This window comes from Aeromicrobium panaciterrae, assembly GCF_031457275.1.
Lineage (GTDB): Bacteria > Actinomycetota > Actinomycetes > Propionibacteriales > Nocardioidaceae > Aeromicrobium > Aeromicrobium panaciterrae_A.
Genome location: NZ_JAVDWH010000001.1, coordinates 2,462,832 through 2,485,978 on the forward strand (window position 1 = coordinate 2,462,832; position 23,147 = coordinate 2,485,978).

23 protein-coding genes are annotated in these 23,147 nt (G+C 64.2%); 8 read left to right on the top strand and 15 right to left on the bottom strand.

The genetic code is table 11. The annotated features are described in order from the left end of the window. The first annotated feature begins 9 nt into the window (after positions 1 to 9). From deoC to J2X11_RS12610, 4 genes are read left to right on the top strand one after another with little or no spacing between them, the layout of a single operon-like run. On the top strand, positions 10 to 939 hold the full coding sequence (gene deoC, locus J2X11_RS12595) for a deoxyribose-phosphate aldolase (protein ID WP_309971560.1): 930 nt from the start codon (positions 10 to 12) through the stop codon (positions 937 to 939). 2 nt (positions 940 to 941) lie between these two features. Beyond that, positions 942 to 2,393 (top strand): aldehyde dehydrogenase family protein, encoded by a 1,452-nt coding sequence (locus J2X11_RS12600; protein WP_309971562.1) that lies wholly within the window; start codon positions 942 to 944, stop codon positions 2,391 to 2,393. Further along, entirely contained in the window at positions 2,393 to 3,256 is an 864-nt protein-coding gene (locus J2X11_RS12605) for an aldehyde dehydrogenase family protein (RefSeq protein ID WP_309971565.1), read from the top strand. Before J2X11_RS12600 ends, J2X11_RS12605 begins: the two co-directional genes overlap by 1 nt. Further along, entirely contained in the window at positions 3,256 to 3,822 is a 567-nt protein-coding gene (locus tag J2X11_RS12610) for a uridine kinase family protein (protein WP_309971567.1), read from the top strand. Before J2X11_RS12605 ends, J2X11_RS12610 begins: the two co-directional genes overlap by 1 nt. Here the strand turns inward: J2X11_RS12610 and J2X11_RS12615 are convergent. Beyond that, the gene (locus J2X11_RS12615; protein ID WP_309971569.1) at positions 3,819 to 4,190 is read right to left on the bottom strand and encodes a winged helix-turn-helix transcriptional regulator; all 372 of its coding nucleotides are present in this window, start codon (positions 4,188 to 4,190) and stop codon (positions 3,819 to 3,821) included. The two genes, J2X11_RS12610 and J2X11_RS12615, sit on opposite strands and share 4 nt — an antisense overlap. Before the next feature lie 97 nt (positions 4,191 to 4,287). On the opposite strand from J2X11_RS12615, the gene J2X11_RS12620 reads away from it, so the two are divergent. Together J2X11_RS12620 and lon are read left to right on the top strand one after the other, a co-directional pair. Continuing rightward, positions 4,288 to 5,148 carry an SDR family oxidoreductase gene (locus tag J2X11_RS12620; RefSeq protein WP_309971570.1) on the top strand — a complete coding sequence of 287 codons (861 nt, stop codon included), beginning with the start codon at positions 4,288 to 4,290 and terminating at the stop codon, positions 5,146 to 5,148. Between the two features lie 132 nt (positions 5,149 to 5,280). After that, positions 5,281 to 7,608 (top strand): endopeptidase La, encoded by a 2,328-nt coding sequence (gene lon / locus J2X11_RS12625; RefSeq protein ID WP_309971572.1) that lies wholly within the window; start codon positions 5,281 to 5,283, stop codon positions 7,606 to 7,608. On the opposite strand, the gene J2X11_RS12630 is transcribed toward lon, so the two are convergent. From J2X11_RS12630 to J2X11_RS12675, 10 genes are all read right to left on the bottom strand, one after another. Further along, a complete protein-coding gene (locus J2X11_RS12630; protein WP_309971574.1) occupies positions 7,593 to 8,678 on the bottom strand; it encodes an adenosine deaminase in 1,086 nt (361 codons plus the stop codon). The genes lon and J2X11_RS12630 overlap by 16 nt on opposite strands. Beyond that, complete coding sequence (locus J2X11_RS12635) at positions 8,678 to 9,133, bottom strand: MaoC family dehydratase (protein WP_309971576.1); 456 nt, start codon at positions 9,131 to 9,133, stop codon at positions 8,678 to 8,680. Before J2X11_RS12635 ends, J2X11_RS12630 begins: the two co-directional genes overlap by 1 nt. Positions 9,134 to 9,142: 9 nt before the next feature. Continuing rightward, positions 9,143 to 10,426, bottom strand: coding sequence for a thymidine phosphorylase (locus tag J2X11_RS12640; RefSeq protein ID WP_309971579.1), 1,284 nt, complete (start codon positions 10,424 to 10,426; stop codon positions 9,143 to 9,145). Continuing rightward, a complete protein-coding gene (locus J2X11_RS12645) occupies positions 10,423 to 11,607 on the bottom strand; it encodes a cytochrome P450 (RefSeq protein WP_309971581.1) in 1,185 nt (394 codons plus the stop codon). Before J2X11_RS12645 ends, J2X11_RS12640 begins: the two co-directional genes overlap by 4 nt. Next, positions 11,604 to 12,023, bottom strand: coding sequence for a cytidine deaminase (locus J2X11_RS12650; protein WP_309971583.1), 420 nt, complete (start codon positions 12,021 to 12,023; stop codon positions 11,604 to 11,606). The genes J2X11_RS12645 and J2X11_RS12650 overlap by 4 nt, the downstream gene beginning before the upstream one ends. Next, positions 12,023 to 13,276 (bottom strand): ABC transporter permease, encoded by a 1,254-nt coding sequence (locus tag J2X11_RS12655; RefSeq protein ID WP_309971585.1) that lies wholly within the window; start codon positions 13,274 to 13,276, stop codon positions 12,023 to 12,025. Before J2X11_RS12655 ends, J2X11_RS12650 begins: the two co-directional genes overlap by 1 nt. After that, positions 13,273 to 14,364: an ABC transporter permease gene (locus tag J2X11_RS12660; protein ID WP_309971587.1), complete on the bottom strand. Its 1,092-nt coding sequence runs from the start codon at positions 14,362 to 14,364 to the stop codon at positions 13,273 to 13,275. The genes J2X11_RS12655 and J2X11_RS12660 overlap by 4 nt, the downstream gene beginning before the upstream one ends. A gap of 8 nt (positions 14,365 to 14,372) precedes the next feature. Further along, on the bottom strand, positions 14,373 to 15,890 hold the full coding sequence (locus tag J2X11_RS12665; RefSeq protein ID WP_309971589.1) for an ABC transporter ATP-binding protein: 1,518 nt from the start codon (positions 15,888 to 15,890) through the stop codon (positions 14,373 to 14,375). A gap of 74 nt (positions 15,891 to 15,964) precedes the next feature. Further along, positions 15,965 to 17,020 (bottom strand): BMP family lipoprotein, encoded by a 1,056-nt coding sequence (locus J2X11_RS12670; RefSeq protein WP_309971591.1) that lies wholly within the window; start codon positions 17,018 to 17,020, stop codon positions 15,965 to 15,967. 138 nt (positions 17,021 to 17,158) lie between these two features. Continuing rightward, positions 17,159 to 18,325: an amidohydrolase gene (locus J2X11_RS12675; protein WP_309971593.1), complete on the bottom strand. Its 1,167-nt coding sequence runs from the start codon at positions 18,323 to 18,325 to the stop codon at positions 17,159 to 17,161. 60 nt (positions 18,326 to 18,385) lie between these two features. Here J2X11_RS12675 and J2X11_RS12680 point away from each other — a divergent pair, with 60 nt between their 5' ends. Next, positions 18,386 to 18,694: a hypothetical protein gene (locus tag J2X11_RS12680; RefSeq protein ID WP_309971594.1), complete on the top strand. Its 309-nt coding sequence runs from the start codon at positions 18,386 to 18,388 to the stop codon at positions 18,692 to 18,694. Positions 18,695 to 18,714: 20 nt separating this feature from the next. Next, positions 18,715 to 19,083 carry a hypothetical protein gene (locus J2X11_RS12685; protein ID WP_309971596.1) on the top strand — a complete coding sequence of 123 codons (369 nt, stop codon included), beginning with the start codon at positions 18,715 to 18,717 and terminating at the stop codon, positions 19,081 to 19,083. Here J2X11_RS12685 and J2X11_RS12690 read toward each other — a convergent pair. The 4 genes from J2X11_RS12690 to J2X11_RS12705 all read right to left on the bottom strand — a co-directional run bounded on the left by J2X11_RS12690 (position 19,080) and on the right by J2X11_RS12705 (position 23,103). Further along, positions 19,080 to 19,511, bottom strand: a complete 432-nt coding sequence (locus tag J2X11_RS12690) for an SRPBCC family protein (RefSeq protein WP_309971597.1) — start codon at positions 19,509 to 19,511, stop codon at positions 19,080 to 19,082. The genes J2X11_RS12685 and J2X11_RS12690 overlap by 4 nt on opposite strands. A gap of 75 nt (positions 19,512 to 19,586) precedes the next feature. After that, positions 19,587 to 20,345, bottom strand: a complete 759-nt coding sequence (locus J2X11_RS12695) for a succinate dehydrogenase/fumarate reductase iron-sulfur subunit (protein ID WP_309971599.1) — start codon at positions 20,343 to 20,345, stop codon at positions 19,587 to 19,589. Next, positions 20,345 to 22,255 (bottom strand): fumarate reductase/succinate dehydrogenase flavoprotein subunit, encoded by a 1,911-nt coding sequence (locus tag J2X11_RS12700; protein WP_309971601.1) that lies wholly within the window; start codon positions 22,253 to 22,255, stop codon positions 20,345 to 20,347. Before J2X11_RS12700 ends, J2X11_RS12695 begins: the two co-directional genes overlap by 1 nt. A 14-nt stretch (positions 22,256 to 22,269) precedes the next feature. Then, the gene (locus tag J2X11_RS12705; protein WP_309971603.1) at positions 22,270 to 23,103 is read right to left on the bottom strand and encodes a hypothetical protein; all 834 of its coding nucleotides are present in this window, start codon (positions 23,101 to 23,103) and stop codon (positions 22,270 to 22,272) included. Between the last annotated feature and the right edge of the window lie 44 nt (positions 23,104 to 23,147).

Here is a 23,147-nt window from a genome sequence, read left to right on the forward strand (position 1 = left end):
CCTTGATGGGTGACTGCGACTGCATCCCTGCGCAAGACCCTCGACGGCCTTCCCGGCGTCGATCAGGTCGGCGTGGAAGCGCGCGCTGCCGGACTCGGTACCCGCTCGATCAAGACCACCTCCAAGGCGTGGGCGATCGACCTCGCCATCTCGATGGTCGATCTGACAACGCTCGAAGGATCTGACACTCCGGGCAAGGTTCGGGCGCTGGCCAACAAGGCGATGCGACCCGATCCGACCGATCCGACCTGCCCCGCGGCCGCCGCGGTGTGCGTCTATCCCGACATGGTCGCCATCGCCAAGGAAGCTCTCGGCGACTCAGGACTCAACGTCGCCAGCGTCGCCACCGCGTTCCCTTCGGGCCGCGCTGCCCTCGACATCAAGCTTGCCGACACCCGCGACGCCGTCGAGGCCGGTGCTGACGAGATTGACATGGTCATCGACCGTGGCGCGTTCCTCGCCGGCAACTACGACCTCGTGTACGACGAGATCGTCGCCACCCGCGAAGCCTGTGCCCGCCCCGACGGATCGCACGCGCACCTCAAGGTGATCTTCGAAACCGGCGAACTTCAGACATACGACAACGTCCGCAAGGCTTCATGGCTCGCGATGCAGGCCGGCGCCGATTTCATCAAGACCAGCACCGGCAAGGTTCAGCCCGCCGCGACCCTTCCCGTCACCCTGGTGATGCTCGAAGCCGTACGCGACTTCCGTGCAGAGACTGGCCGCCAGGTCGGTGTGAAGCCTGCCGGCGGCATCCGTACGTCGAAGGATGCGATCAAGTACCTCGTCATGGTCAACGAGATCGTCGGTGAGGACTGGCTCGACCCTGACTGGTTCCGATTCGGCGCCTCCACGCTTTTGAACGACCTGCTCATGCAACGCCAGAAGCTGGCCACCGGCCACTACTCCGGCCCCGACTACGTCACCCTGGACTGATCATGGCTGCCAAGAAGAAGACCTTCGAGTACGCACCGGCCCTCGAGTCGCGGGCGATCGTCGACATCAAGAGCTCGTACGGGCTGTTCATCAATGGCGAGTTCGTCGACGGCAAGGGCGGATCGTTCAAGTCGATCAGCCCCTCGTCGGAGGAAGTGCTCGCCGAGATCACCGAGGCAACTGCGTCTGACGTCGACCTCGCGGTCAAGGCGGCCCGCAAGGCGTACGAGACCGTCTGGTCCAAGCTGCCCGGCAGCGAGCGCGCCAAGTACCTCTACCGGATCGCCCGCATCATGGCCGAGCGTTCGCGCGAGTTCGCGGTGCTCGAGTCGCTCGACAATGGCAAGCCGATCAAGGAGTCGCGCGACGTCGACCTGCCGCTGGTGTCGCAGTGGTTCTTCTACTACGCGGGCTGGGCCGACAAGCTCGGCTACGCCGGACTCGGTCCCGACCCGAAGGCGCTGGGCGTCGCGGGTCAGGTCATCCCATGGAACTTCCCGATCATGATGCTGGCCTGGAAGATCGCCCCGGCGCTCGCGGCCGGCAACACGGTCGTCCTCAAGCCGGCCGAGACCACTCCCCTGACAGCGCTGCTGTTCGCCGAGGTGTGCCAGCAAGCCGACCTGCCGCCCGGTGTCGTCAACATCATCACCGGAGCAGGAGCGACGGGCGAAGCGCTCGTCACCCATCCCGATGTCGACAAGGTTGCGTTCACCGGCTCGACCGCCGTCGGCAAGGCCATCGCCCGCTCTGTCGCCGGCACCAACAAGAAGGTCACCCTCGAGCTCGGCGGCAAGGCCGCCAACATCGTCTTCGACGATGCGCCACTCGACCAGGCCATCGAAGGCATCGTTGGCGGCATCTTCTTCAATCAAGGCCACGTCTGCTGCGCAGGATCGCGCCTGCTGGTGCAGGAGAACATCTACGACGATGTCCTTGAGCGGCTCAAGCGTCGTATGTCGACGCTGCGCCTCGGCGATCCTCTCGACAAGAACACCGACATCGGTGCCATCAACTCCGCTGAGCAGCTCGCCCGCATCAAGGAGCTCTCAGACATCGGCGACGCCGAAGGTGCCGAGCGCTGGTCCGCCCCGTGCGAGATCCCGGACAGCGGCTTCTGGTTCCCGCCGACGATCTTCACCGGCGTCACCCAGGCGCATCGCATCGCTCGCGAGGAAATCTTCGGCCCGGTGCTCTCGGTGTTGACGTTCCGAACGCCGTCCGAGGCAGTCGAGAAGGCCAACAACACGCCGTACGGACTCTCTGCGGGTGTCTGGACCGAGAAGGGTTCGCGGATCCTGTCGATGGCCAACCAGCTGCGAGCTGGCGTCGTCTGGGCCAACACGTTTAACAAGTTCGATCCTTCGTCGCCGTTCGGTGGCTACAAAGAGTCGGGCTATGGCCGCGAAGGCGGCAAGCACGGTCTCGCTGCATACCTCAAGGGAGCCGTCTGATGGCACGCGTCGAAGTGCGCAAGACGCACAAGCTCTACATCGGTGGCGCGTTCCCCCGCTCGGAGTCCGGTCGTACGTACGAGGCTGTCGATTCCAAGGGCGAGTTCCTCGCCAACATGGCCAAGGCTTCGCGCAAGGACGCCCGCGACGCGGTCGTCGCTGCCCGCAAGGCATTCGGTGGCTGGTCGACCCGTACGCCCTACAACCGTGGCCAGGTGATCTACCGCATCGCCGAAGTCATGGAAGGTCGCCGCGAGCAGTTCATCGACGACCTCCGCGCATCCGAGGGTGTGACGGAGAAGAAGGCGGCCACGTACGTCGACGCCGCGATCGACCGCGTCGTTTGGTACGCCGGCTGGGCCGACAAGTACGTCCAGGTCCTCGGCAACGCCAACGCCGTGTCGGGTCCGTTCTTCAACCTCTCGACTCCAGAGCCGACGGGTGTCGTCGCAGTCGTCGCTCCCGCGGGACCGTTGCTCGGTCTGGTGTCGGTCATCGCTCCGGCAATCGCAACCGGCAACACCGTCGTGGTGATCGCGAGCGAAAAGTACCCCGTACCTGCGGTGACACTGTCTGAGGTCATGGCAGCATCGGACGTTCCAGGTGGAGTCGTGAACATCCTCACCGGCTCGGCCGCAGAGATCGCTCCGTGGCTGGCGTCGCACATGGACGTCAACGCCCTCGACTTGGCCGGCGTTGATGATGCCAAGCTCGCTGCTGAGCTCGAGGTCGCGTCTGCTGAGAACCTCAAGCGGGTGCTGCGTGCACCTGCTGCCGAGGTCGATTGGCTCGCTGAGCCGAGCCTCGCCCGGCTCGAGGCGCTCATCGAGACCAAGACGGTCTGGCACCCCATCGGCGTCTGATGGGCGTTGTGATCCTGGCTGGGCCTTCGGGGTCCGGCAAGTCGCACCTTGCTGCGCGTTTGGGCTGGACAGTGCTCCGACTCGACGACTTCTACCGCGACGCTGACGAGCCGGACATGCCGCGATCAAGCCTCGGCATCGTCGACTGGGACGACGTCGGGTCTTGGAATGCTGCCGCTGCTGTCGACGCGATCAAGTCGCTCTGCGAGACCGGCTCCGCCGACGTACCCGTCTACGACATCGCGGTCAGCGCACGTACGGGTGCGCACTCACTCACGCTGGATGGCACTCGCTTCATCGCCGAGGGCCTGTTTGCTCCAGCGATCGTCGACGCCTGCCGGGCTGCGGGAATACTCGACGCCGCCATCTGCTTGCGCCGCAACCGCATGGTCACGTTCGCCCTACGCCTTGCTCGCGATCTGCGCGAAGGTCGCAAGTCGCCGCTGGTGCTCGTGCGCCGAGGTTGGCGCCTGATGAAGGACGAACCCCGCATCATCGCCGATGCCGTGGCTCACGGATGCATGCCGATGACCCCGCGTCAGGCGAGGAAACAGCTGCGCGACTAGCCCTCAATGATGCGGTCGGCGTTGGCGGCGACCCATTCCATGAGCGGACGAAGCCGGTCATGGAGTTCGCGGCCTTCGGCCGTCAGGTTGTACTCAACGTGAGGCGGTACGACCGGCTGAGCGACACGTCGTACAAGTCCGTCGGCCTCGAGCGTCTTGAGGGTCTGCGCCAACATCTTTTCGCTGATGCCTTCGATGCAACGGCGTAGCTCGCTCCAGCGCATCGTGTCGATCCCGAGCGCCAGGAGCACAAGCACGCCCCACTTGCTGGTGACGTGATCCAGAAGCGTCCGGCTCGGACACTGCGCCGGGAAGACGCCATCCGCCAGTCCCGGGATGTCGATTCGTTTGCGCTCACTAACCTTCATACCAGTACCTTACCTGAAAGTGCGTACTGCGGATTGGGAAGTATGCCGTGCGGCGGCCCGTTGTGACATGTGAAAGCTTCCAATGAAAGGGAAATCCATGTCCTACATCGTCATCGGCGCCACCGGTCAGCTCGGCTCGCTCACGGTCGACTCACTGCTCGCTCGCGGTATCGCGCCAAATCAGGTCGTTGCCGCCGGCCGCAACACCGAGAAGCTCGCGAAATTCGCAGAGCGTGGCATCCGTACCCAGCGGATCGACCTATCCGAGCGGTCAAGCCTTGAAGGACTGTTCTCCGCCGAGGACACCGTTCTGTTGATCTCGGGCAGCGAGATCGGCCAGCGAGTCGCTCAGCACGGCAACGCCATCGACGCCGCCAAGGCCGCAGGCGTCCAGCGGATCGTCTACACAAGCGCGCCGAAGGCATCGACATCCGCACTGGTTGTCGCTCCAGAGCACAAGGCCACCGAAGAGCTCATCGCGGCTTCCGGGCTGCCGGCAACCATCCTGCGCAACGGTTGGTACTCCGAAAACTACGTCCCGGCTGTCGAGCAGGCCCGGGAGACTGGCACGCTCCTGACCAGCGCGGGCGAAGGTCGAGTCTCCAGCGCGAGCCGACGGGACTACGCCGACGCCGCAGCTATCGTGCTTACCGACGCCTCGACTACCGGCAGGGTGTACGAGCTCTCCGGTGACTACGCGTGGAACCAGCAGGAGCTTGCGGAGGCGATCAGCACAGCAGTCGGCAGCGATGTCGCGGTGGCACAAGTCAGTCCTGAAGAGCACCACAGCGCTCTCGTCAGTGCCGGTGTCGATGAATCAACGGCCGGCTTCCTGGTTGCTCTCGATGGCAACACTCGCGACGGCTTGCTCAGCGACACGAGCGGTGACCTCAGCGCCCTGATCGGTCGCCCAACAACGCCGCTCCTCGACGGCCTGCGCGAGGCCGTCTCGGTCTGATGGAGCGGGGCCGGCTCAAGCGATGAGCCGGCCCCATCTGACTCGTCCGCCCTCAGCGAACACGGGGCTCCAGCCGGAACAAGCGACTCGCATCTGTAGTTGAGCCCATCAGACTCAACTTCAGGAGATCGCATGAGCACGCTGCACAAGTTCCCCGTTCTGGCACTCGAAGATGTCGTCGTTCTGCCCGGAATGGTCGTCCCGATCGAGCTCGACGATGCCGCTCGCGCCGCCGTCGATGCTGCACGTACGAGCAATGACGACCGCCTCCTCGTCGCACCGCGACTCGAGGACCGCTACGCCATGTACGGCGTCGTTGCCACCATCCAGCAGGTTGGGCGCCTCCCCGGTGGCGGGCCGGGCGCAGTGATCCAGGCCGAGCAGCGTGCACACATCCAGGGCGGAGTCACTGGTCCCGGTGCGGCCCTGTGGGTCGAGGCTGAGCTCGTCGAGGACCCGGAGCCCACCGAGGTCGTGCGCGGCCTTGCGCAGACCTACAAGGGCCTGCTGGTGACGATCCTGCAGAAGCGCAACGCCTGGCAGGTCATCGACTCCGTCCAGCGCATCACCAACCCCGGCCAGCTCGCCGACACCGCGGGCTACGCGTCGTACCTTGAGCTGGAACAGAAGCGCCAACTCCTCGAGACCTCCGACGTCGAGGAACGCCTGACCGTCCTCATCGGCTGGGCGCGCGAATACCTCGCCGAGGCTGACGTCAACGAGAAGATCTCTGAGTCGGTCCAGGAGAGCATCGACAAGAACCAGCGCGAGTTCGTGCTGCGCCAGCAGCTCGCTGCGATCCGTAAAGAGCTCGGCGACGACGAGCCCGAGGACACCAAGGACTACCGCGAGCGCGTCGAAGAGGCTGACCTGCCCGACGACGTACGTAAGGCTGCCCTCCGCGAGGTCGGCAAGCTCGAGCGCGGCAGCGACCAGAACCCCGAGGCGGGCTACATCCGTACGTGGCTCGACACAGTTCTCGAGCTTCCGTGGAACGTGAAGACTGACGACAAGACCGACATCGGCGCCGCCCGTGAGGTGTTGGACGCCGATCACCACGGCCTGGACGACGTGAAGGACCGCATCGTCGAGTACCTCGCCGTACGTGCTCGGCGCAAGGACCGCGGCCTCGAGGTCGTCGGCGGACGAGGCTCCGGCGCTGTGATGGCGCTCGTGGGCCCTCCCGGCGTCGGCAAGACGTCGCTCGGCGAGAGCGTCGCTCGGGCACTGGGTCGCAACTTCGTACGCGTCGCTCTCGGTGGCGTGCGCGATGAGGCTGAGATCCGTGGCCACCGTCGTACGTACGTTGGCGCACTGCCCGGAAGGCTCGTGCGCGCGATCGGCGAAGCCGGATCGATGAACCCCGTCATCCTGCTCGACGAGATCGACAAGGTGGGCGCTGACTACCGTGGCGATCCGGCCGCAGCCCTGCTCGAGGTACTGGATCCGGCGCAGAACCACACGTTCCGCGACCACTACCTCGACCTCGACCTCGACCTGTCCGACGTGCTGTTCCTGGCGACGGCCAATGTCATTGAGTCGATCCCGCAGCCGCTGCTTGACCGTATGGAGCTCGTCCAGCTCGACGGCTACACCGAAGACGACAAGGTGCAGATCGCCCGTCGCTACCTCGCTCCGCGACAACTGGAGCGGGCGGCGCTGACGGACGACGAGGTCGAGATCACCGATGAGGCGTTGCGTGAGATCGCAGCGTCGTACACCCGCGAGGCTGGCGTACGTCAGATGGAGCGACTGCTCGCCAAGGTGTTCCGCAAGGTCACGACCAAGCTGACCGAACCGGACGTCGAGTCACCTGTTGTCGTGGATGAGAAGACGCTGGTCGACTACATCGGTCGTCCACGCTTCATCCCCGAGTCCGAGGAGCGCACCGCCGTACCGGGCGTCGCAACGGGACTGGCAGTCACCGGTCTCGGCGGCGACGTGCTCTTCATCGAGGCGAGCGCGTACGACGGTGACCGCGGACTCGCGATCACCGGACAGCTCGGTGACGTGATGAAGGAGTCGGCGCAGATTGCCCTGTCATACGTACGCTCGCACGCTACCGAGATCGGCATCGATCTGGAGACGCTCGAGCGCTCAATCCACCTGCACGTTCCTGCCGGGGCCGTGCCGAAGGACGGGCCGTCCGCGGGCGTCACGATGGTCACCGCGCTCACGTCACTGGCACTTGGCCGCAAGGTACGTGCCGACGTGGGCATGACCGGTGAGGTCACTCTGAACGGTCGCGTGCTGCCGATCGGCGGCGTGAAGCAGAAGCTGATGGCCGCTCAGCGCGCTGGACTGAAGACGATCTTCATCCCGGCTCGCAACGAGGTCGACCTGGTCGACGTACCTGAAGAGGTGTTGGCTGAGCTGGACGTACGCCCCGTTGCGGACGTTGCCGAGATCCTCGCACTGGCCCTGGAGCCGGTCGAGCAGGTGGGTCAGAGCGCGGCGTAAGCCGGCTTGATGATGTCGTTGATGATCGCGAGCCTCTCGTCGAACGGGAGGAACGCGCTCTTCATCGCATTGATCGTGAACCACCGCAGGTCATCCGTGGAGTAGCCGAACGCGTCGACGAGCAGCTGCATCTCTTTGCTCATCGAGGTGTTGCTCATCAGCCGGTTGTCGCAGTTGACCGTGACGCGGAAGCCGAGCTCTTTGAGCTTGCCGATCGGGTGATCGGCGATCGACTTCATGTTGGGCACTGCGTTCGTCTGCATGTTGGAGGACGGACACATCTCGAGCGGGATACGGCGATCACGGATGTACGCAGCGAGTCGACCGAGCTTGGGTCCGCCGGGCGCATCGAAGTCGATGTCGTCGACGATGCGCACGCCGTGGCCCAGCCGCTCGGTGCCACAGCGCTGGATGGCCTGCCAGATCGACGGCAGGCCGAAAGCCTCGCCGGCGTGGATCGTGAAGTGAGCGTTCTCGCGACGCAGGAAGTCGAACGCCTCAAGGTGCAGGATCGGCGGGTAGCCGTCCTCTGCGCCCGCAATGTCGAAGCCGGCAACGCCCTTGTCGCGGTACTCGACAACGATCTCGGCGATCTCGAGACCCCGCAGAGCGTGACGCATCGCAGTAAGCAGTTGGCCGACGACGATCGGGTTGCCCTGGGCAGCCGCCTCAGCCCGCCCTTCTTCGATGCCCGCCTGGACTGCCTCGACAGTCTCCTGCAGCGTCAGACCGGCCGACAGGTGCTGTTCAGGTGCCCAGCGGAGCTCGGCGTACACGACGCCGTCTGCGGCCAGGTCGATCACTGACTCGCGTGCCACCCGGGCGAGGTCCTGCGGGCGCTGCATCACGGCAACCGTATGGATGAACGTCTCGAGGTAACGCGGAAGGGATCCTGAGCTCGAGGACTCCTCGAACCACGCACCGAGCGATTCAGCATCAGGCGCCGGGAGCTCGTGACCGATCTCCTTGGCGATCTCGACGATCGTCGCAGGACGTACGCCGCCATCCAGGTGCTCGTGCAGCGCAGCCTTCGGCGCCTTGGCAATCTGCTCTGCTGTTGCGGCGGTCATCAGGTGCCCATCAGCAGAACGACGGTCTCGGCGACACACGCCGGCTTGTCGCTGCCCTTGATCTCGACTGTGTGCTGAAGGGTCGCGCGCTGTCCCTTGTCGATGTCCTCGACAGTGAGGAGTTCGACTCGATCGCGGATCTTGGAATTGACCTTGACCGGTGCAACGAAGCGCACCTTGTTGAGCCCGTAGTTGACCCGGGCAACGTCACCGGCGAAGGCGTAGACCTGCGCTCCGAGGAACGGGAGCATCGACAGCGTGAGATAGCCGTGCGCGACGGTGGCACCGAATGGGCCATCCGCGGCACGCTCGGCATCGACGTGGATCCACTGGCGGTCACCCGACGCATCGGCGAAGAGATCGATGCGTTCCTGCGTCACGGCGACCCACTCGCTGACGCCCAGCTCCTCGCCGGCGGCGTCAGCGATCTCCTTGCGGTTGTTCAAGATGCGCATCAGTCCAACCTACTCAACCCGGTCGATCACAACGGAGGGCACCTCAGCGCTACCGGTGCCGATGTCATAGCCGCCTTCAAGGGCAGCGATCGCACGTTCAAACCGCTCGGCGGTGTCGGTGTGCAGGGTCAACAGCGGCTGACCTGCGGTGATGGTGTCTCCTGGCTTGGCGTGCAACACGATGCCGGCAGCGGCCTGAACCTGCTCGCCCGGACGCGAACGTCCAGCGCCCAATCGCCATGCCGCAACACCGACTGCAAGAGCGTCGAGTCTGGTCAGCGTGCCACTCGTGTCGGCGTTGACCGTATGAGTCTCTTTGGGCGTTGGCAGCGATGCATCAGGATCGCCGCCCTGCGCCGAGATCATCCGCTTCCACACGTCCATCGCTTCACCCGAGGCGAGCTTCTCGGCGGGATCGACATCGTCCTTGCCCGCCGCAGCGAGCATCTCGCGAGCAAGCGCGATTGTGAGCTCGACGACGTCGGCCGGTCCCCCACCGGCCAGTACCTCGACGGATTCGGCGACCTCGACGGCGTTGCCGGCGGTCAGCCCGAGTGGTGTCGACATGTCGGTCAGCAGCGCCACAGTCTTCACGCCTGCGTCGGTGCCGAGCGCCACCATCGTCTCGGCAAGCTCGCGGGCCTGGTCGAGCGACTTCATGAAGGCACCCGTGCCGACTTTGACGTCGAGCACCAATGCGCCGGTGCCTTCGGCGATCTTCTTGCTCATGATCGAGCTGGCGATCAACGGGATGGCCTCTACCGTTCCGGTGACGTCGCGCAACGCGTACAGCTTCTTGTCGGCCGGAGCCAGACCCGCGCCGGCAGCGCAGATCACAGCCCCGACGTCCTCGAGCTGCGACATCATCTCGTCGTTGCTGAGCTCAGCGCGCCACCCCGGGATCGACTCGAGCTTGTCGAGCGTGCCTCCCGTATGGCCGAGTCCCCGGCCCGAGAGTTGCGGCACGGCGACGCCGCAGGCCGCAACGAGCGGAGCAAGCGGCAGGGTGATCTTGTCGCCGACGCCGCCGGTCGAGTGCTTGTCCGCGGTCTTCCACGACAGGCTGGAGAAATCCATGCGCTCGCCGCTGGCGATCATCGCGTTGGTCCAGCGGCTGATCTCCCGGCGGTTCATTCCGTTGAGCAGGATCGCCATGGCTAGGGATGACATCTGCTCGTTGGCGACGACCCCTCGCGTGTAGGCGTCGACAACCCAGTCGATCTGAGCATCGCTCAGCTCAGCCTTGTCTCGCTTGGTCGCAATGACCTCCACGGCGTCGAATGGTTCGGTCATGAGCCCTCCACTTGAATGCTCTCGAATCCCCTCAAGACCCAGGTCGGTCGCCGTGGCGCCTCTCCGACGAGCTCGAGGCGGGGGAAGCGCCTGAGCAGGTGTGTCATCGAAATCTGAAGCTCAAGCCGCGCCAGTGGCGCTCCCAAGCAGAAGTGCCGGCCCATACCGAAGCCGACATGCGGATTGGGATCACGGCCAACGTCGAAGGCGTCAGCGTCGGCGAATGCATCAGAATCGCGGTTGGCCGACCCCATCAGGCAGGCGATCTTTTGGCCAGCCTTGATGGTCTGGCCGGAGATGTCGACGTCGGCGGTGGCCGTACGTTCGAACAACTGCAGCGGTGCGTCAAAGCGGAGCAGCTCTTCCAGAGCGACCTCGATCGGCACCTTCCCCGACGTAATGCGGGCGAGCTGATCGGGATGGGACATCAGTGCGTACATCCCGTTGCCGAAGGCGTTGACCGACGCCTCATGTCCAGCATTGAGCAGCAGCACAACGGAGGCCACGAGCTCGTCATCGGTGAGCGGCGTACCCCGTCGACCCTCACGAATCAGATCGCTGATGAGGTCTTCGCCTTGATTTTCGCGCCGATCAGTGACGATTGCGCGTACGTAGTCCGAAAACGCGGTGCTGGCCTCAACGGCAGCGGCCTTGACCTCCGCACTGGGCCGGGGCTCGTACATGTGCACGATGGCCTGAGACCACGCTCGAAGGAGCTGGTGGTCCTCACGAGGTACGCCCAGCAGATCCGCGATGACGTAGACCGGCATCGGCTCGGCATAGTCGGCAAGTACATCGAACCGGTTGTCGAGTTGCTCGACCATCTCGGCGGCGAGCGCTTCGATACGCGGACGCATACGCTCCACGTGGCCACGTCCGAAGGCGCCGGCCACGAGCTTGCGAAGTCGCGTGTGTGCCGGCGGCTCGTTCTCCATCATCTGGTTGCGGTGCAGTGCGTTGAACGGCTCGAGCTCGTCGACCGGCTCCCAGTCGGACCAGATTCGCCCGAATGAGCGACTGCGGAGCACCGCCCTCACGGACTTGTGCGTCGTCGCGAGCCACATGCCCATCGGCTCGTGCCACAGCACGGGACCGTTGGCTCTCAGTGAGGCCAGCACCGGATAGGGATCACGTACGAACGACGGCTCCCCGGGGTCCAGCTGTACTGCGTAACGCGTCAATTCTTTGCCAGGTCGTCCGCACCGAAGGCATCCGGGAGCACTTCAGTCATGGTCTTGACGCCGCTCGCGGTCAGCAACTGCATGTCGGGGCCACCGTTCTCCCATAGGAGCTGACGGCAGCGACCGCAGGGCATCAACGGCTTGCCGTGGGAGTCGACACATGCAACCGCGATCAGGCGACCGCCGCCTGTGGCGTGCAGCGCTGAAACCATCCCGCACTCAGCGCACAGCGCGACGCCGTAAGCAGCATTCTCGACGTTGCAGCCCAGCACGACTCGACCGTCGTCAACGAGCCCCGCCACACCGACCTTGAAGTTGGAGTAGGGCGCATAGGCCCGACCCATCACCTCGGTGGCATAGCGCGTGAGGGCGTCCCAGTCGACCGGGTCGTCCGCGCCCCTGATTCCGAGAGCCACTATCCGGCACTGCCCTTGCGATAGGGCTTGCCGTCGGCCGCGGGCATTCGTAGCCGTTGTGATGCGAGCGCCAGAACCATCAGCGTCGTGACGTACGGCGTCATACCGGTCAGGTCCTCGGGGATCGAGTCACTGAAGAAGTACCAGAGACCGATCACGATGCCGATGCCGAGGGTGACCGAGCCAGCGACTTTGCGGCCCTTGCGCAGCTGCCAGACGGCGAGCAGGACAAGTCCCACGGCGACGAGCAACAGCAGGCCATGGATTGTCTCGCCGCCACCCCGCAGGCGCAACGTGTCGGTGTAGCCGAAGAGGCCGGCACCTGCCAGCAAGCCGCCAGGACGCCAGTTGCCGAAGATCATCGCGGCAAGGCCGATGTAGCCACGACCACCCGTCTGGCCGTCACGGAAACCGTTCGCGGCGACCAACGCCAGGAAGCCACCAGCAAGACCCGCGAAGCCTCCGGAGATCATCACGGCCGTGAACTTGTAGCGGATCACGTTGATGCCGAGCGACTCTGCTGCCGCGGGACTTTCACCGCAGGAACGCAGACGCAGGCCGAACGAGGTGCGCCACAGGACGTAGTAGGTCAGCACGAACAGTCCCAGACAGATGATCGTGAGGATCGACAGGTTGGAGACAAACGCTCGAAGCACTGCGGCGACGTCGGAGATCAAGAACCAATGCTTCGCCTCAAGGTCACCGAGAGGGTCGGAGATCGCCGAAATCGTGATCCGCGGTAGATCGTCGATGCGCGGGGACTGCGTCTGACCACCACCCTGGACACCCGTGAACGCGATCGCCGCAAGATATTGCACGGCACCGATAGCGATGATGTTGATCGCAACACCCGAGACGATGTGGTCGACACCGAACGTCACCGTTGCGATGGCGTGAAGAAGTCCGCCAGCGGCACCGAGCAGGATCGCGCCGAGGACGCCCTGCCACGGACCGTAGAAGTAGCCGAAATAGCCAGCACCGAACGTACCGAGGATCATCATGCCCTCGAGGCCGATGTTGACGATGCCCGCGCGTTCTGACCACAGACCACCGAGACCAGCAAGGCCGATGGGGATCGCGGCCACGAGGGTCGCGCGCAGGGTGCCGGATGAGTCGAGGTCGTCAGCACCCGTGATGATGCGGAGGGCTGAGACCAGGACCAGCAGGCCGGCGAGACCGATCATGATCCAGCCGTAGCTCAGCTTCCTGGCTGCTGCGGGAGCTGCAGCGATGGCGTCAGTTACAACAGTCATGCCGTGGCTCCTTCCGTTGCGGGCTCGTCATCTAAGGCACTCGCCACCCGGCTCTGCTCGATGCGTATGCCGTAGCGGCGCACCACCTCGTACGCAATCACGACGGTGAGCACGATGGTGCCCTGAGTGATCTTGACGATGTCAGGCGAGACGTCGAGCAGGATCTGCAACGGGTTGGACTGCTCGTCGAGGAACGCGAACAGCAAAGCGCCGATGGCAATGCCGACTGGGTGGTTGCGCCCCAGCAATGCGATCGCGATGCCCGCGAAGCCAAGGCCCGACTGGAACGTCGAGCCGTAGGCGTAATCGTTGCCGAACAGCAACGGCATGCCGACGAGGCCAGCTGCGCCACCCGAGAGCAGCATCGAGATGACGATCATCTTCTTGACGTTGATGCCGCTTGAGACGGCCGCCGTCTCGGATGCACCGGTCGCACGGAGGTCAAAGCCGAAGCGGGTCTTGTTGATGATGAACCAATAGGCAAAGCCGACGAGGACCGCGAGGATCAGCAAGCCGAAGACCTTGGCTGGTACGTCGCCGAACAGCGTGAAGCCGCCAATGCGGCTGCCCTCGGGCACTTCCTTGGTCGCGGTGATGTTGCTGCCAGGGTTGTCGACGGCGACCTTGCGCAGCAGGTAGGCGACCAAGGCTGTGGCAATCGCGTTGAGCATGATCGTCGAAATGACCTCGCTGACGCCACGGGTGACGCGCAGCAGACCAGCAAGCCCGGCCCAGGCCGCGCCGACGAGTACGGCAGCAACCATCGCGAGCGCCGTGTTGAAGTAGCCCGGCAGCCAGCCTTCACCGGCCACGACTGCTGCCGCGAAAGCCGCGACACGGTATTGGCCGTCGACCCCGATGTTGAAGAGGTTCATCCGGAAGCCGATCGCCACAGCGATCGCCGACAGGTAGTAGACCGTGGCCGCGTTGATGATGTTGACGTAGCCGCGATGCGTCGGGAAGCTCAGGATCTGACCCCACACGCCCGCGACATCGTCACCGGCCAGCACCAACACGAGGCTGGTGATCAGGAACGCCGCGAACAGCGCCAGGATCGGCGCGCCGATCGCAAGCGCGATCTTGGTCATTCTGGGGGTCATTCGTCCGCTCCCGTCATGGCCGCGCCCAGCTGGGCGGGGGTCACCGTCGCCGGATCGAACTTGCCGACCAACTTGCCACGGAGGATCACCCGGATCGTGTCAGACAAGCCGATCAACTCGTCGAGGTCTGCAGAGATGAGGAGGACTGCGAGTCCCTCGCGACGTGCTCGCTTGATGTGGTCCCAGATGGCGGCCTGTGCGCCGACGTCGACACCGCGAGTCGGGTGGGAAGCGATCAGCAGCACCGGGTTGCCCGCCATCTCGCGGCCGACAATGAGCTTCTGCTGGTTGCCGCCTGAAAGCGCACGGGCCAAGACGTCGATGCCGGGCGTACGTACGTCGTACTCCTCGACGATGCGCTGGGTGTCCTTGCGGGCCCCGGCGCGATCGATCAGTGGGCCGTTGACGTTGGGCTTGCGCGTCTGGTGACCCAGGATGCGGTTCTCCCACAGCGGCGAGTCGAGCAGAAGAGCGTGGCGGTGCCGGTCTTCGGGTATGTAGCCGATGCCCGCCTCGCGACGATCGCGGGTTGATGCGTGGGTGAGGTCCTGCCCCGCCAGCACAACCGCGCCGGTGGAACCCGGGCGTACGCCCATGATCGATTCGACGAGCTCTGCCTGACCGTTGCCCTCGACCCCGGCAATACCGAGAATCTCGCCCGCATGAATTGCCAGGTCGATGTCGGTCAGCAAAGCGCGACTCGGGCCGGGAAGGTTGAGGTCCTTGACCTCGAGGATGACGCGATCCGTGACGGTTGACGTCTCGGTGCTCGGGTTGGGCAGCTCAGAACCAACCATCATCTCGGCGAGCTGCCGAGAGTTGACCGACTTGGCATCAACCGTGTCGATTGTCGCGCCGCGGCGAATGACGGTCACCTCATCGGCTACGGACAGGACCTCGTCGAGCTTGTGCGAAATGAAGATGACGGCCAGCCCCTCGGCCTTGAGCTCGCGCAGGTTGTCGAACAGCTCGTCGACCTCTTGCGGAACCAGCACCGACGTCGGCTCGTCGAGAATGATGATTTTGGCGCCGCGGTAGAGAACCTTGAGGATCTCGACGCGTTGGCGGGCGCCGACGCCGAGGTCTTCGACCAACACCTCGGGGTCGATGTCGAGACCGTACGAGTCCGAGATCTCGGCAATACGTTTGCGAGCCGCATCGCCGATGCCGTGCAGCTTCTCCGCACCCAGGACGACATTCTCAAGAACACTGAGGTTGTCGGCAAGCATGAAGTGTTGGAACACCATGCCGACGCCGGCGGCGATCGCATCAGCTGGCGACGAGAGGGCGACGTGCTTGCCGTTGACCTCGATCGTGCCTGAGTCAGGCTTTTGCACGCCGTACAGGATCTTCATGAGCGTGGATTTGCCCGCGCCGTTCTCGCCGACGATCGCGTGCACGGTTCCGCGCTTCACATCGATGTTGACGTCGTGGTTGGCGACCACGCCAGGGAACGTTTTTCCGATGTCGCGCAGCCGGACCACGACGTCATTGCCGGTGGTGGTGCTGTTCACGGTTCACCTCTCGTCGGGGACGGGTGTGGCCCGGGCCCACGCTATCGCGAGACCCGGGCCACGTCAGCAGTTGATCAGGGTGCTGTCGGAACCTTGATGGTTCCGTCAATGATCTGTGCCTTGTACTCCTCGAGCTTTTCCTTGATGTCGTCGACCTGACCACCTGTGGTGGAGTAGCCAACGCCATCGACCTTGAGGTCGAACGTCGTCGGACCAGTCGGGACGTTGCCTTCGTCAACTGCCTTCAGGAAGTTGAACACGGCCACATCGACGTTCTTGAGCATCGACGTCATGATGACGTCCTTGACTGCCGGGTCGGCGGTGAGCGCCTGGTCGGAGTCAACACCGATCGCCTTGGTCTTGGCGGCCGAAGCAGCCTCGAACACGCCGCCACCTGAACCACCGGCAGCTGCGTAGACGATGTCTGCGCCGTCGTCGTACATGCCCTCGGCAGCAGTCTTGCCCTTCGCCGGGTCACCGAAGCCGCTGAAGTCCGGCGGCTGAGTGAGGTAGCGCGACTTGACGTCGATGTCAGGGTTCACGGCCTTGGCGCCCGCGACGTAGCCCGCTTCAAACTTCTGGATCAGCGGTACCTCGACACCACCAATGAAGCCGATCGTGCCCGACTCGGACTTGAGCGCTGCAGCTGCACCGACCAGGAACGAGCCCTGCTCTTCTGCGAACAGCAGGTTGGCGATGTTCTTGCCCTCTACGCCGTCATCGACGATGGCGAAGTTGACGTCCGGGTTGGCCTTGGCGACCTTGCCCACGGATGCGGAGTAGGCGAAGCCCACGGCGATCACGGGGTTGTAGCCAGCGTCAACGAGCTGCTGCAGGCGACCTTCGCGAGCCGACTCGGCCTCGCCGTCCTGAGCTTCAGCCGTCTTGGCGGAGAATCCGAGGTCACAAGCGGCCTTGTCGAGGCCCTTGGCAGCGGAGTCGTTGAACGACTGGTCGCCGCGTCCACCGATGTCGAATGCGAGTCCGACCTTCTTGGTGGGATCGACCTTGACGCAGTCGCCCTTCGACGACGAGTCATCGTCGCCGTCACTGTTCTTTCCGCAACCGGCTCCTGCGAGCACGAGCGCGGCGACACCGGCAATAGCGGTGGCCTTCGTCAATCGACGCAAAATTCCTCCTTGGTACGAGAGCCGGGACCCCGGCACCGTTCGACCCTAGTGCGCGATCTGGCCACATGGGAGTCGCTCAGCGATATTGCGCAGGCTGATACCGATTTGTAATAGAGGAGACGATGTTGCCGCTGGTGCTCAGGTGACGGCAGCGCAGGCAAGAACCTTGGCGCCGATCGCGATGGCTCTCTCGTCGACACGAAGATTGCCCTGGTGCAAGTCGTACGTCGGACCGTCGGGCGTACGCGTGCCAAGCCGTCCCATCGCACCCGGCACAGCCTCGACATACCAGGCGAAGTCCTCGCCGCCAAGGCTCTGCGTTGTCGTTGCGACTGCACTCGGACCCACGGCTTCGGTCACTGCCTGGCGCAGTACTTCGGTAGCCCGGAAGTCGTTGACGACGGGCGGGACGCCGCGTACGTAGGTGACATCTGCGCTCACGCCGAACGGTTCGATGATGTCGCTGATCAGACCGCGGACGAGATGCTCAGCCTGATGCCACGCGGCCGCGTCGAGCATGCGCAGCGTGCCGCTGAGCTCGCCCGTCGACGGGATGACGTTGGAGGCGTTGCCAGAGTGGATGCTGCCCCACACCATGCTGGCGCCAGCTCGAGGATCGAAACGACGCGAGAGTACGGCTGGGAGCTGGGTGACGAGGCTGCCGAGCGCGTAGGTGAGGTCTTCGGTGAGGTGAGGTCGCGAGGTGTGACCGCCACGGCCGCTCAGGACCACATGGATGCGGTCGGAGGCTCCGGTGATCGGACCTTCGCGGAGGCCAACCTGCCCGACATCGAGCGACGGATCGCAGTGCAGGGCGAAGACACGACTCACGCCCTTGAGTGCGCCAGCGGCCAGCACCTTGAGAGCGCCGCCCGGCATGATTTCTTCAGCTGGCTGGAAGATCAGTCGGACGCGTACGGGCAGCGGCTGGATGGCGTTGGCCTCGGACAGCGCGACACCCGCGCCGAGCAGCGATGCGACGTGAACGTCATGACCGCACGAGTGCGAGACGCCGGGGACACTCGACTTCCAGGGGTCTTGCGAAGTGTCTTCAACCGGCAGAGCATCAAGGTCGGCGCGCAGGGCGACAATCGGCCCTTCATCAGGCCCAACCTCGGCCATCAGTCCGGTGCCATCGAATCGTTCGTACGGAATTCCGAGCTTGTCCATCCACGACGCGACGACGTCGGTCGTACGTTCTTCGTGCCACGACAGCTCCGGAAAAGCGTGCAGATCACGGCGCAGTTCGATGAGGTCGGGGGTGACGACCTCAATCGAGCGGGTAAGTGATTCTGCAAGACGCATCCGCTCAGGATATCGCTGTTTCTGGTGATGCCCGGCCCTGTCTCGACCTAGAGTGCCTGCATGGATGATCCGTACGGCAACGACTCGCTTCTCAGCGGCGCTCCCACCGAGTTCATTGCGTTCTTCGTCGGCATTCTGATCGTTGGCGGAATCCTCCTGATCTTGAACTGGAAGAAGGCTGCTGACGCGGGGATCAATCCCCTCACGATGGAGACCGAGGCGATGACGACCTTGATCAAAAGCAAGGCGCTCTCGCCGGAGAAGTCGCTCGAGGAACGCCTGGCAGAGCTCGACGCACTTCACGCCAAGGGCACGATCAGTGCTGCGGAGCTCGCCGCGGCGCGCGCCGAGGCGCTCAAGAACCCGTAGACGCGCAGTAGCATCCCGCCATGGACGCGATCCTCGATCTGTTCGACAGCGCCAAGGGATTCGGCATCCTTGCCGTCCTCATACCGATCGGCGGATTTCTGCTTTCAGTCGTCGCTCGCATCGTCCTGGGTCGCGTGATCGGCGGACTGTTCGGCGGCCTGTCCAGGTTCGTGCTCGACAAACCGATCTCCGCGGCGACACTGACGACAACACCAACGGACGGCTCGATCACGTTGCGGCAGATCATGAACGGTCAGCTCGGTCAGCTCACCGAAACTCCCGCCGAACCGGCTGACCGGATCAAGGTGCTCGAGGAGTTGCACGCGCAAGGCGGCATCGACGCAGACAAACTCGCCAAGCTCAAGGCTGCGATTGAGGCTGGCGGCTAGCGCGCGTCCAGCACCTTCTGGATCTGCTCGATCGTCTCGTCCGCGAGTGAGTCGAGCTTGGGCTTGACCACCAACGGGGCCACGAACCTCACCAGGCCGTGGAACTCGAAGTCCGCGCGGTAATGGATCTGGGTCCAGCTACCGTCCCGCGTAAATGTCATGGTGTCGGTCGCGGTAGCAGTCTTGTTGCGGCCCCGGCACGAGAAGAACGTCGGATCGTCGTGGCCGATCGTCTCGTACATCAGCTGTGTCTTGCGACCCATGAACTCCGAGGTGTTCTCGTACGTCGTGCCGAGCTCACCGTCGCCGCTCGTGCGTCGTGTGGAGATGGTGCCGGGATCCCACTCTTCGGTGTTCTCGAAGTCGCTGAGGTACGCGAAGGTCTCCTCGATCGGCGTTGACACGACAAACGTGCGCTCGACATGCATGTCTCCACGCTAGGGAACACAAACATGCCCGCAACTCGAAACGAGTGCGGGCATGTCCTCACGAAGAGGTGAGAGTCAGGCCTTGGCCTTCTTCTTGCGACGGATCATCGGGTCGAACTTCAGGTCGACGACACGTTCCTTGAGCGGGATGAGTGCGTTGTCCGTGATCTTGATGTGCTCGGGGCAGACCTCGGTGCAGCACTTCGTGATGTTGCAGAAGCCGAGACCGTGCTCGTCCTGTGCAGCCGCCTTGCGGTTGACGCCCTGCTCTGCGGCGGCATCCAACGGGTGCATGTCGAGCTCGGCAACGCGCATGAGGAAACGCGGGCCTGAGAAGGCCGGCTTGTTCTCCTCGTGGTCACGCAGCACGTGGCACGTGTCCTGGCACAGGAAGCACTCGATGCACTTGCGGAACTCCTGCGAGCGCTCGACGTCGACCTGCTGCATGCGGTACTCGCCCGGCTTGAGACCCTCCGGCGGTACGAACGCGCGAACTTCGCGAGCCTTCTCGTAGTTGAACGAGACGTCTGTGACGAGGTCGCGGATGACAGGGAACGTACGCATCGGAGTGATCGTGACGGTGCTTTCCTGCGGCAGCGTCGACATACGCGTCATGCAGAGCAGTCGCGGGCGACCGTTGATCTCGGCACTGCACGAGCCACACTTGCCGGCCTTGCAGTTCCAGCGAACGGCCAGGTCGGGCGTCTGCGTGGCCTGCAGGCGGTGGATCACATCGAGGACGACTTCGCCCTCGTTGACCTCGACGTCGTAGTTCTCGAAGTCGCCACCCTCAGCGTCGCCGCGCCAGACACGAAAGTTCTGCTCGTAGCTCATCAGGAATTCCTTCCGGCCAGCTCAGCTTCGGTGAAGTACTTCTTCAGTTCGCTCATCTCGAACAGGTCGAGCAGGTCTTCGCGGAGCGGGATCTGCTCCTTCTCCTGAACGTCGACCGAACCGTCGTCCTTGATGTTGCAGACGAGCAGCTTGTGACGCCACTCAGCATTCATGACGGGGTGGTCTTCGCGGGTGTGACCGCCGCGGCTCTCGGTACGGATGAGTGCCGCCTTGGCGACGCACTCGCTGACCAGGAGCATGTTGCGCAGGTCGAGAGCGAGGTGCCAGCCCGGGTTGAACTGGCGGTGTCCCTCAACGACCATGTGCTTGGCCCGCTCGCGGAGCTCGTCGATCTTGCCCTGAGCCTCTTCGACCTCTTCGGCCTTGCGGATGATGCCGACCAGGTCGTTCATCGACTGCTGGAGTTCCTGGTGGATCGTGTACGGGTTCTCGGCGCCTTCCTGGCCACCATCACCGAACGGAGCAACCGAACGATCGCGGGCTTCCTTGACGGCGGCGTCAGACACCACGGGGCGATCCTTGCCGAGCTTGTCGACGTACTCCGCAGCACCAGCACCGGCACGCTTGCCGAAGACCAGAAGGTCCGAGAGCGAGTTGCCGCCGAGGCGGTTGGAGCCGTGCATACCGCCGGAGCACTCGCCTGCGGCGAAAAGACCGGGGACCGAAGCCGCACCGGTGTCAGGATCGACCTCGATGCCGCCCATGACGTAGTGACACGTCGGGCCGACTTCCATCGCTTCCTTCGTGATGTCGACGTCGGCGAGCTCCTTGAACTGGTGGTGCATCGACGGCAGCTTCTTGAGGATCGCTTCGGTGGTCAGGCCCACCTCGGTACGTCCGGCGACGGTCAGATACACCCCGCCGTGCGGGGTTCCTCGGCCAGCCTTGACCTCGGAGTTGATGGCCCGAGCCACCTCATCGCGCGGCAGCAGCTCGGGGGGACGCCGGTTGTTGTCGGGGTCGGTGTACCAGCGGTCGCCTTCTTCGGGCGTCGTGGCGTAGAGATCCTTGAACACGTCCGCGATGTAGTCGAACATGAAGCGCTTGCCCTCGGAGTTGGTCAGGATTCCACCGTCACCGCGTACAGACTCGGTGACGAGGATGCCCTTGACCGAAGGCGGCCAGACCATGCCGGTCGGGTGGAACTGCAAGAACTCCATGTTGATCAGCGAGGCGCCGGCGCGAAGTGCGAGCGCGTGACCGTCGCCGGTGTACTCCCAGGAGTTGCTGGTGACCTTGTAGGACTTGCCGATGCCGCCGGTGGCCATGACGATCGCGGGCGCCTCGAACAGCAGGTGGCGTCCGGACTCACGCTGGTAGGCAACGGCGCCGGAGATCTTGTCGCCGTCCTTGAGCAGGTCGACGATCGTGGTCTCGTCATAGACCTTGATGTTGGCTTCGTAGTCGCCGGTGTTGCGGAAGTCTTCCTGCTGCAGCGAGACGATCTTCTGCTGAAGCGTGCGGATCAGCTCCAGGCCCGTGCGGTCGCCGACGTGGGCGAGGCGCGGGTAGCTGTGGCCACCGAAGTTGCGCTGGCTGATGCGGCCGTCGGCCGTGCGGTCGAAGAGCGCGCCGTACGTCTCGAGCTCCCAGACACGGTCCGGAGCTTCCTTCGCGTGCAACTCGGCCATGCGCCAGTTGTTGAGGAACTTGCCGCCTCGCATGGTGTCACCGAAGTGCACCATCCAGTTGTCGTTGGAGTTGGCGTTGCCCATCGCAGCCGCGCAGCCGCCCTCGGCCATGACCGTGTGGGCCTTGCCGAACAGCGACTTGGAGATGATCGCGGTCTTCTTGCCCGACACGCGGGCCTCGATCGCAGCGCGCAGACCGGCGCCACCGGCGCCGATGATGACGACGTCGTATGTGTGTGTCTCGATATCAGCAGTCATGAAATTTCAGTCCGTCAGTTGATGAAGCGAAGGTCGTCGATCCAGCCGGCAGAGACGGCCATGATGTAGAAGTCGGTCAGCGCGAGGGTGCCGAGCGTCAGCCAGGCGAGTCCCATGTGGCGACCGTTGAGCTTGGAAACCCAGCCCCAGAGCTTGTAGCGGATCGGGTGCTTGGAGAAGTGGTTCAAACGGCCGCCGATAAGGCTGCGGCACGAGTGGCACGACGCGGTGTAGGCCCAGAGGGCGATCACGTTGACAATCAGGATGATGTTGCCGAGACCGAAACCGAACTCGTGGTCGGCGGTCTGGAACGCCTTGACCGCGTCATACGTATTGATGACCGAGATGAGCGCGGCAGCGTAGAAGAAGTAGCGGTGGAGGTTCTGACCGAGAAGCGGGAAGCGCGTCTCACCGGTGTACTTCTGGTGCGGCTCAGCCACGGCGCACGCGGGCGGCGACAGCCAGAACGCGCGGTAGTAGGCCTTGCGGTAGTAGTAGCACGTCATGCGGAACAACAGCAGGAACGGCAGCGTCAATGCGGCGTACGGGAGCCACCACTGATCGGGCAGGAACTGGCCGAAGTGTGAGGACTCCGGGATACAACCCTTGGAGACACACGGCGAGTAGAACGGAGTGAGGTACTCGTACTGCGCGACGAAGTAGTCCTTCTGCATGAACGCACGCACGGTCGCGTACGCGACCCAGGCACCGAGGCCCAGCGCAGTGGCGAGCGGTGGAAGCCACCACCGGTCGTTTCGCAGTGTTCGGGCGGCAATTGCCGCGCGGCCGGCCCCATTGGGCCCCTTCAACGGTGCTCCAGACGAGGGAGCTGGTGAGGTGGTGGTCACGGCCCACACCTTAGGACTGTCCGCTCATTCGCGCAAAGTCATAG